The 9,445-nt window shown below is 72.8% G+C and carries 9 protein-coding genes; 5 read left to right on the top strand and 4 right to left on the bottom strand.

The window, feature by feature from the left end:
* The 5 genes from CCN39_RS42865 to CCN39_RS42845 all read left to right on the top strand — a co-directional run.
* A partial coding sequence (locus CCN39_RS42865; protein WP_279629619.1) for a 3-oxoacyl-[acyl-carrier-protein] synthase III C-terminal domain-containing protein occupies nt 1-250 on the top strand: 250 nt, incomplete at its 5' end.
* Between the two features lie 26 nt (nt 251-276).
* A complete protein-coding gene (locus CCN39_RS42860) occupies nt 277-1,341 on the top strand; it encodes an HAD-IIIC family phosphatase (RefSeq protein ID WP_208630634.1) in 1,065 nt (354 codons plus the stop codon).
* A complete protein-coding gene (locus tag CCN39_RS42855; RefSeq protein WP_086852314.1) occupies nt 1,338-2,897 on the top strand; it encodes an amino acid adenylation domain-containing protein in 1,560 nt (519 codons plus the stop codon). The genes CCN39_RS42860 and CCN39_RS42855 overlap by 4 nt, the downstream gene beginning before the upstream one ends.
* The gene (locus tag CCN39_RS42850; protein WP_086852313.1) at nt 2,894-4,162 is read left to right on the top strand and encodes an MFS transporter; all 1,269 of its coding nucleotides are present in this window, start codon (nt 2,894-2,896) and stop codon (nt 4,160-4,162) included. Before CCN39_RS42855 ends, CCN39_RS42850 begins: the two co-directional genes overlap by 4 nt.
* A 21-nt stretch (nt 4,163-4,183) precedes the next feature.
* On the top strand, nt 4,184-5,230 hold the full coding sequence (locus CCN39_RS42845) for a MupA/Atu3671 family FMN-dependent luciferase-like monooxygenase (protein ID WP_086852312.1): 1,047 nt from the start codon (nt 4,184-4,186) through the stop codon (nt 5,228-5,230).
* Here CCN39_RS42845 and CCN39_RS42840 read toward each other — a convergent pair.
* The 4 genes from CCN39_RS42840 to CCN39_RS52680 all read right to left on the bottom strand — a co-directional run.
* A complete protein-coding gene (locus CCN39_RS42840) occupies nt 5,218-6,177 on the bottom strand; it encodes a 3-oxoacyl-ACP synthase III family protein (protein ID WP_086852310.1) in 960 nt (319 codons plus the stop codon). The two genes, CCN39_RS42845 and CCN39_RS42840, sit on opposite strands and share 13 nt — an antisense overlap.
* A gap of 81 nt (nt 6,178-6,258) precedes the next feature.
* On the bottom strand, nt 6,259-7,452 hold the full coding sequence (locus tag CCN39_RS42835; protein WP_208630633.1) for a cytochrome P450: 1,194 nt from the start codon (nt 7,450-7,452) through the stop codon (nt 6,259-6,261).
* A 9-nt stretch (nt 7,453-7,461) separates the two neighbouring features.
* Nucleotides 7,462-7,671: an MbtH family protein gene (locus tag CCN39_RS42830; protein WP_086852307.1), complete on the bottom strand. Its 210-nt coding sequence runs from the start codon at nt 7,669-7,671 to the stop codon at nt 7,462-7,464.
* The coding region (locus CCN39_RS52680) for a thioesterase domain-containing protein (protein ID WP_158104602.1) at nt 7,668-9,445 on the bottom strand (1,778 nt) is incomplete at its 5' end. The genes CCN39_RS52680 and CCN39_RS42830, both read right to left, overlap by 4 nt.

Raw genomic sequence — 9,445 nt, 5'->3', positions numbered from 1 at the left:
CGGCGTCGCCGCCACGCTCATGCAGAACGTGACCGCGAGCGCCTACGACTTCTACGAAACCCTGCTGGGCCTGCCGATCCACCCGGTCTGCGCCCGGAACCTGGCCGGGTACGGGCACGTCGGGGCGATGGACGTCGTGCTCAACCTCGACGCGCTGCTGCGCTCGGGCGAGGTGGCGGCGGGGGAGCACGTGCTGGTGTTGAACAACAGCCCGGTGGCCGCGTGGGCGGTGTCGCTGTGGCGGGTCTGAGCGGGAAGGGAACGGCCGTGACTACGGTGAAGTGCCTGGTCTGGGACCTCGACAACACGTTGTGGCGGGGCACGCTGCTGGAGGACGCCGAGGTCGGCGTGGCCGAGGACGTCCGCGCGCTGGTGCGCGAGCTGGACGCGCGCGGCATCCTGCAGTCGGTGGCCAGCCGCAACGACCACGACCACGCCTGGCAGCGGCTGGAGGAGCTCGGCCTGGCCGAGTACTTCGTGCTGCCGAAGATCGGCTGGGGCCGCAAGTCCGACTCGGTGCGCGAGATCGCCGACGAGCTGAAGTTCGCGCTCGGCACCGTCGCCTTCGTCGACGACCAGCCCGCCGAACGCGCGGAGGTCGCCCACCACCTGCCCGAGGTGCGCTGCTACGACGCCGCGGACGTGCTGGAGCTGCTCGGCCGGCCGGAGTTCAGCCCGGCCACCGTCACGGTCGACGCGCGGCGGCGGCGCCAGATGTACCAGGCCTCGTTCCGCCGCGACGCCGCCCGCGACCGCTTCGACGGGCCCGACGAGGACTTCCTGCGCTCGCTCGAACTGGAGCTCGGGATCCGGCGGGCGGGGGAGGAGGAGCTCTCCCGCGTCGAGGAGCTGACCCTGCGCACCAGCCAGATGAACGCGACCGGCGTGCACTACCCGGACGCCGTGCTGCGCGGCCTGCTCTCCGACGAGCGGCACGAGGTCCTGGTGACCACGCTGACCGACCGGTTCGGCCCGCACGGCGCCGTCGGGGTGCTGCTGGTGGCGAAGGACGCCGGGGTGTGGCACCTCAAGCTGCTCGCTACCTCGTGCCGGGTGGTCTCGTTCGGCGTCGGCGCGATCGTGCTGGGCTGGCTCGCCGACCAGGCCGCGCGGGCCGGGGCGCACCTGGTCGCCGACTTCCGGCCGACCGCGCGGAACCGGATGATGGAGATCGCCTACCGGTTCGCCGGCTACGCCGAAGACCCCTGTGGCTGCCAGGCGGGCCTGGACCCGGCCGAGGAGGGCGTCCAGCGGCTGCACCTGGTCCCGCGGCGCACGGAACCGCCGTCGACGATGAAGGTCACCGCGCCTTCGCTGACCGGCGTGGCGGTGACGGCGTGACGCTCTACGAGATCTTCGCCGGCACCGCCGCCCGCACGCCCGACGCCGTCGCGGTCGAAATCGGTGCCACCGAACTGACCTACGCACAGCTGCACCGGTGTGCGCTGGGGCTGGCCGGGCGGATGGTGGCCGAGCACGGCGGCCCGCCCGCCCGGGTGGCGCTGCTGGCCGCGCACACCGTCACGACGTTCGCCGGCTACCTCGCCGCCCAGCGGCTCGGCGCCGCGGTCCTGCCGCTGAACCCGGGCTACCCGGTGCGGCGCAACCGGACGGTCTGCGACCTGGCCCGTCCGGACGTGCTGGTCGCCGACGAGTCGGGCGCCCCGCAGCTGGCCGGCCTCGCGGACGCGGTACCGACCGTGCTGGCGCCCACCGACGCCGAGGTGCTCGCCGGGGCCGGGGAGCCGCCGCTGCCCGCGCACCCGGCCGACGACGACGCCGTCGCCTACCTGCTGTTCACCTCCGGCTCCACCGGACGGCCGAAGGGCGTGCCGATCCGCCACCGCAACGTGGTGCCCTATGTCCGGCACAACGTGGAGCGCTTCGCGGTGGGCCCAGGCTGCCGGATGTCGCACACCTTCGACCTGACCTTCGACCCGTCGGTGTACGACCTGTTCGTCACGTGGGCGGGCGGCGCGACCCTGGTCGTGCCGGGCAAGGCGGAGCTGCTCAGCCCGGTCGACTACCTGGTGGACCGGGCGCTCACGCACTGGTTCTCGGTGCCGTCGGTGGTCTCGGTCGGCGACGAGCTCGGCACCCTGCCCAAGGGGCGCGCGAGGAGGGTGCGGCACAGCGTGTTCATCGGCGAGCCGCTCACCTACGACCAGGCCGAGAGCTGGCAGGCCGTGGCGCCGGACTCGGTGCTCACGAACGTGTACGGCCCGACCGAGCTGACCGTGGCCTGCACCGAGTTCCGGCTCGGCCGCGACCCGCTGAGCTGGCCGCCGACGTCGAACGACACGGTGCCGATCGGCCCGGTCTACGGCTTCCTCGACCACGTGGTGCTCGGCGACGACGGGCGGCCCGCCGAAGAGGGCGAGCTGTGCGTCCGGGGATCGCAGCGGTTCGACGGCTACCTCGACCCCGCCGACGACGCCGGCCGCTTCCTGGCCCACGGGCCGGACGGCACGACCCCCTACGAAGGCGGCGGCCTGACCCCGGAGCACTACTACCGCACCGGGGACCGCGTCCGGTTCGAGGAGGGCCGGCTGGTGCACCTGGGCCGGCTCGACAACCAGGTGAAGGTGCGCGGTTACCGGGTCGAGCTCGGCGAGATCGAGGCCGCGCTGCGCCGCCACGAACGGATCGGCCAGGCCGTGGTGCTCGCCCGCCCGGCCGGCGGCGAGACCGTGCTCGTCGGGTTCTACACCGGCGACGAGCAGCCGGCCGGGGAGCTGCGGCGCTGGCTGCGCAAGCACGTCCCGCTGCACATGGTGCCGCGGCGCCTGGTGCACCTGAGCGCGCTGCCGCTCAACGCCAACGGCAAGATCGACCGCCCGGCGCTGCGCGAGCAGCCCGCGTTCACCGGTCTCGAGCTCGAGCCGAGCGGCCGGTGACGGCCGGGACGCGGCTGCGCGGGGCGCTGGCCGAACTCGTGCCGCCCGCGGGGGTCGTGCGCGTGATCAGCGTCAGCAACCTGGCCAAGACGACCGCGCACGGCATCATCATGTCCGTCAGCGTCCTGTACTTCACCGGCTCGCTGGGGCTCGCCGCGGCGCAGGTCGGGCTGGCCCTGACCATCGGCGCGCTGGCCGGGATGGTGGTGGCGGTGCCCGCCGGGCACGCGGCCGACCTGCTCGGCCCGCGCAACGCCACGGTGATCGCCCTGTGCGCCCTCGGGGTCACCGCGTGCGGGTACGCCTTCGTGGGCAGCTTCGCGTGGCTCACGGTGACCGCCTGCCTGGTGCTGATGGGCGAGTCGGCGACCGACGCCTCGCGCGGCACGCTGGTGGCGGCCGTGATCCCGCCGGAAGACCGCGTGCGGGCGTGGTCGTACTTCCGCTCCATCGCGAACATCGGCGTCTCCGCGGGCGCGGTGCTCGGCGGGGTCGGCCTCTACCTCGACTCCCGCACCGGGTACGTCGTGCTGCTCCTGCTCGCCGGGGTGCTGTTCGCCGTCGCCGGGCTCTGCTACCTGCGCGTGCCGAGCGTCGAGCCGGCGGCACCGCCGGCGGACGGGCCGCGCCTGCGGGTGCTGCGGGACCGGCCGTACGCGGCGTTCGCGCTGATCAACGCCGTGCTGATCATGAACGGCCCGCTGCTGACGGTCGCGCTGCCGCTGTGGATCGCCCGCCGCACGGCGGCGCCGTCGACGCTGTTCTCCGCTCTGCTGGTGCTCAACACCGTGTGCGTCGTGCTGCTGCAGGTCCGGGTCAGCAAGGGCGCGGAGAAGCCGGACGGCGGCGCGAAGTCGTTGCGGCGCGCGGGATTCGTCCTCGCCGTCACCTGCGGCCTGTACGCGTTCGCGGCCGGGCTGCCGGTGTGGGCCGCGGTGCTGGTGCTCGTCTCCGGTGCCCTGGCGCACGTGCTGGGGGAGATGCTGCACAGCGCCGGCGCCTGGTCGCTGGCCTACGGTCTCGCGCCCGACCACGCCCAGGGGCAGTACCAGGGCCTGTTCGGCATGTCGACCCAGCTGGGGTCGACCGTGGCGCCGTTCGCGGTGACCGTGCTCATCATCGGCGTCGGCGCACCGGGCTGGCTGGTCTTCGGTGCGGTGATGCTGCTCGCCGGGCTGGCCGCGCCCGCCGTCGTCCGCTGGGCCGGCGCGACGGCCGCGGACCGCGCGGCGGTCGCGCCGGCCGCACCGGTAACCGACAACTGACCGCTCTGGAGGGGATTTCCGGTGGACTTCAGCCTGTTCTACTTCGCCAACGACAGCACCGCCGAGTCCGGTGACCGCTACGAACTGCTCCTGGAAGGCGCGAAGTTCGCCGACCGCAACGACTTCGCCGCGGTGTGGACGCCGGAGCGGCACTTCCACCCGTTCGGCGGGCTCTACCCGAACCCGGCGGTGACCGGGGCCGCGGTCGCCGCGGTCACCGAGCGGGTGGCGATCCGCGCCGGCAGCGTCGTCGCGCCGCTGCACCACCCGGCCCGCATCGCCGAAGAGTGGGCGGTGGTCGACAACATCTCCGGCGGCCGGGTCGGCCTGTCGTTCGCCTCGGGGTGGCACGCGTCGGACTTCGTCCTCAGCCCGGACAGCTACGCCGACCGCCGCCGGCTGGTCGTCGAGCACGCCGAACAGGTGCGCGCGCTGTGGCGCGGCGAGGAGATGTCCGGCAAGGACGGCGCCGGCACCCTCCAGCGGTTCCGCACCTACCCGCGCCCGGTGCAGGCGAACCTGCCGATCTGGCTGACGAGCGGCGGCTCGGTGGACACGTTCCGCGCGGCCGGCGCGCTGGGCGCGGGCCTGCTCACGCACCTGCTCGGCCAGGACGTCGGGCAGCTGGCCGAAAAGATCGCCGCCTACCGGGAAGCGGTGGCGCAGCGGCCGGACGCCGACGGCTGGCCCGGGCACGTCGTGCTCATGGTCCACACCTTCCTCGGCACCGACGAAGACCGCGTGCGCGACCAGGTCCGGCCGGCGCTGAGCGAGTACATCCGCAGCTCGCTGGGCTTGATCCTGGGTTCGCAGCTGGACGGCAAGCGCCGGGTCGACCCGGCGAAGCTGCCGCCGGACGAGCTGGACTTCCTGGTCGAGCACTCGTTCCGCCGCTACTTCGACGACGGCGGGCTGCTCGGCACGGTCCCCAAGGCGCTCGGCGTCGCGCGGCGGCTGGCGGAGACCGGCGTCGACGAGGTGGCCTGCCTGGTCGACTTCGGCCTCGACACCAAGACCGTCCTCGCCGGCTTCGACCACCTCGACGAGCTGCGCCGTCAGCTGCCGTAGCGCAGCGCGGTCACGCCCCAGCTGAAGCCCATGCCGCTGCTGGCGACGAGCACCGTGTCCCCTTCGGTGAGGCGGTGCTCGTCGAGCAGGCCGCGCAGGGCGATGAACGGGTCCGACCCGCCCATGTGGCCGAGCCGGTCGTAGTTGAACACCGATTTCGCGGCCGGCACGCCGAGCGTCCCGAGCAGGCGTTCGTGCATCCCGCGGTCGCCCTGGTTCATGAGCAGGAACGCGATTTCGCCGAGCGGCAGCTCGAGTTCGCCGAGGGTTTCGGAAACGAGTTCGACGAAATTGCGGACGTAGGCGTCGCCGAGGCCTTTCCGGTGCCCGCGCCGGCGCATGTAGATCCGATCTTCGGCGATTTCCCCGCGGTAGTAGTCGGCCCATGCGGGATCGGTCCGCATCGCGGAGTGCGTGACCTCGAACCGGACGTCGTGGGCGCCGACCAGGATGGCCGCGGGCGCGTCGCCGAAGTTGAACAGCGGTTTCGAGTCGGGGTCGGTGCGGTCGACGAGCCCGGCGAGCCGGTCACCGGACAGCACGAGGACGTACTCGGCGCGCCCGAGGGCGATCTTGTCGGCCGCGAGCTGGACGGCGGTCATGGTGGCGTTGCAGAAGTTGGCGACCTCGAAGCAGTGCGCGGACCGGATGCCCAGCTCGTCGGCCACCTTGGCGGCCGGCGACCAGAACGGGAAGTCCCACTCCCCGGACCCGGCGTAGAGCACGTACCCGACGGAGCGAGGGGCGACCCCGCGGCGGTCGAGCACCTCCCGGGCGGCGTCCACCGCGAGCTCCCACGCCTGTTCGTGGTCGTCGAGGACCGGAATGGTTTCGGTGTGCGTGATCTCGAGGATTTCCGGCAGCGGAAGCCCCGAGGTCAGCTGCAGATCCGGAACTTTGAGCAGCCCACTCGGAAGGCGGACGGAGAAATCGATGATACCGGGCACCGGCGACCCCCTGGTGTCGATTCGTGTCGCCCTATCCTAGCGTTTTCGGCGCCCGCACGGAGGACCGGCGGCCGCCGTTGTTCAGGCTGCGTGGAACCGCACCGGCATTGACGTGAAACCCCAGATCAGGTTGGAGCGCAGCCGCTTCGGTTCGGCCGCCGGCTCGATGCCGGACACGCGGCGGGCCAGTTGCTCGAACGTCACCTCGATCTCCGCGGCGGCGAGCGGGCCGCCGAGGCAATAGTGCGTTCCGTGGGACAACGTCATGTGGCGGTTCGGTGCCCGCGTGATGTCGAACGTGTCCGGGTCGGGGAACACCTTGGGGTCGCGGTTCGCGGCCGGGAGCCACATCGCCAGCCGGTCGCCCGCCTTGATCTCGTGGCCGGCCAGCTCCACGTCCCGCACCGCGGTTCGCCGGACGTGCAGGACCGATGCCGCGTAGCGCAACACCTCCTGGGCCGCCGACGCGCTCAGCTCGGGTCGCTCGCGCAGCGCGCGCCACGCCTCCGGGTTGTCGATGAACGCGAGCAGGCCGCCGACCGTCGAGTGGCGGGTTGTCTCGTTGCCGCCGGAGATGATTCCGGTGCAGTTGAGGAACACCTCCTCGTCGGTGAGCGGGACGCCGTCGATTTCGCCGTTCACCAACGCCGTCACCACGTCCTGGCCCGGCTCCCGGCGCCGCCGGTCCACCAGGTCGGAGTAGTAGAGGAAGATCTCCGTGTAGGCGCGGGTGGTTTCCTCCTCGGTGGCCGCCGTGTGCCCGAACGCCGTCGTGGTCAGGTCGAGCATGTGGTCCCAGTCCTCGCGGGGTACGCCGAGGATGTCGCAGATCACCGCCACCGGGAGCCGCGCGGCCACGTCGACGAACTCGCTGACGTCCTCGGCGAGCGCGCGGTCGATCACGTCCGCGACCACCGTCCGCATGGTGTCCTTGAGGCGGGCGACCATCCGCGGGGTGAACGCCGAGTTGATGATCCGCTTGATCGCGCCGTGCCGGGGCGGATCGGTCACGATCAGCATCTTCCCGGCCGCCGCCACCGCCGCGGCCGGGTCCCCGTCGAGCCGCATGCCCTTCTCGGACACGAACGTCGCCGGGTCGGTCAGGACCGTCGTGAGCAGCTCGTGGTCCAGCACCGACCAGAACGGCCCCGCCGCGCCGTTCCCGGTCCAGAACAGGGGTGACTCCTCGCGCAGCCGGGCCCAGATCGGGACCGGGTCCGCCGTTTCGTACAGCACCGGGTCCGACAGGTCCGGCAGCCCCACGGTGTCGGTCATGCGCGCCGCTCAGCCTTCCGTCTTCGACACCAGGCTGCGCGGCCGCATGTCCACCCAGGTCTCGGTGATGTAGTCGAGGCACTCCTGCCGGGTGCCCTCGGCGTGGGCGATCTCCCAGCCGGACGGCACCGCGGCGAACGACGGCCAGAGCGAGTGCTGCCCCTCGTCGTTGACCAGCACCAGGAAGCGGCCGTCCTCGTCGTCGAACGGGTTGGTCATGACCTCTCGGTTCCCTTCGTCGGTGCCACGCCCTTCGTGGCGGCGGTGAGGATGCGGCCCACTTCGGCCAGCGGGGCGGCCTGGGCCATCGTCGCGTGGGTGCAGGCGATCGGGTGCTCGACGACCCGGCCCGTCGCGTACGGCTGCCACAACGCACTCGACGGACCGCCGTCCTCCCACCCGAAGCGGGCGCGGAAGAACAGGACGTCCCCGTCGAACTCGGCAGGCCGGTACTCGCGCACCAGCCGGGAATTGGTGCGCAGCAAGGAAGCGATGGCGGCGAGGTGGCGCGCACTCAGGCTGGCGAGGCCCGCTTCGGCCAGCAACCGCGCCGTCACGTCGGGATCCAGCGGGCCTTCGGCGGGATCCGGTGGGGTCACCGCGAAGTAGTCCGACAGCAGCAGCCGCAGCACGACGTCGTCGGACAGTTCGCCGGTCTCCGGCAGGCCTTCCCGCGGGTAGGAATCCATCAGCGCCAGCAGTTCCACCTTCTCGCCCCGCGCCTGCAGCGCCACGGCCATCGCGTGGGCGACAGCGCCACCGAACGACCAGCCCAGCAGCCGGTACGGTCCGTTCGGCGCGATCGCGGTGATCTCGTCCAGGTACGAGGCCGCCATTTCCTCCACGCTGCCCGGCAGCGGCTCCGCCGAAGTGATGCTGCGGGCCTGGATCCCGTACAGCGGCTGGTCGTCGGCCAGCGAGCGCAGCAGGCCCGCGTAGCACCAGCTCAGCCCGCCCGCGGGATGCAGGCAGAACAGCGGCGGTGCGTCCCCCGCGACCCGCAGCGGCAGCACGGTTTCCAACGCGTCGTCCGGCGTGCCGAGGGCCAGCTCGCCGGCCAGCCGGGCCGGGGTCGGTGCCACGAACAACGTGCGTGGCGTGACCGTGACGCCGAGCGCGGCGCGGATCCGCCCGATCAACCGCACCGCGGCGAGCGAGTGGCCGCCGATGTCGAAGAAGCTGTCGTCGACACCCACGTGCGGCAGCCCGAGCACGTCCGCGAACAGGGTGCACAGCAGCTCTTCGTGCGGTGTGCTCGGTGCGCCGCCGCGGCTCGTCGCCACCGGGTCCGGCTCCGGCAGCGCGCGCAGGTCGACCTTGCCGTTGGGCAGCGCGGGCAGCGAAGGCAGCGGGACGATCACGGACGGCACCAGGTGCTCGGGCAGCAACGCCCGCAGCGAGGTGCGCACGTCGGCGGGGACGGCCGCCGCCGGGCTGACGTAGGCCACCAGCCGGCTGCCGCCGTTCGGGTCCGGGCGGGCCACGACCGCGGCGGCGGTCACCTGCGGCGTGCGCAGCAGGGCGGCGACGACCTCGCCCGTCTCGACGCGGACGCCGCGGATCTTCACCTGCGCGTCACGACGGCCGACGTACTCCAGGTTCCCGTCCGGGCGCTGCCGCACCAGGTCGCCGGTCCGGTACATCCGCGCTCCGGCCGGGCCGAATACGTCGGCGACGAACCGCTCCGCCGTCGCCGCCGGCCGGCCGAGGTACCCGCGGGCGAGGCCCGAACCGGCGAGGTAGAGCTCGCCGGCCCGGCCCGGCGGGACCGGGCGAAGGCCGTCGTCGAGCACGTAGCAGTGGGTGTTCTGCAGCGGCCGGCCGAGGATCGGGCCGGTGTCGGGCCGGCACCGCGCGGCGAGGCTGTCCCCGCTGACTTCGGTGCAGCCGTACAGGTTGAGCAGCCGGGCGTCCGGCAGCAGCTCGGCGAACCGGTCGACCAGCGTGGCGTGCAACGGTTCGCCGCTGGTGATCCACAGCTCGCAGGCCGCGA

Source organism: Amycolatopsis kentuckyensis, from assembly GCF_002155975.1.
Classification (GTDB): Bacteria; Actinomycetota; Actinomycetes; order Mycobacteriales; family Pseudonocardiaceae; genus Amycolatopsis; species Amycolatopsis kentuckyensis.
The sequence above is the reverse complement of the archived record's forward strand: the minus strand, read 5'-3'. Positions and strand labels throughout refer to the sequence as shown.

Coding starts and splice junctions, on each gene's coding strand:
- CCN39_RS42835 (WP_208630633.1), bottom strand. CDS start 7,452: ATGACCGACACCGTGGGGCTGCCGGACCTGTCGGACCCGGTGCTGTAC.
- CCN39_RS42830 (WP_086852307.1), bottom strand. CDS start 7,671: ATGACCAACCCGTTCGACGACGAGGACGGCCGCTTCCTGGTGCTGGTC.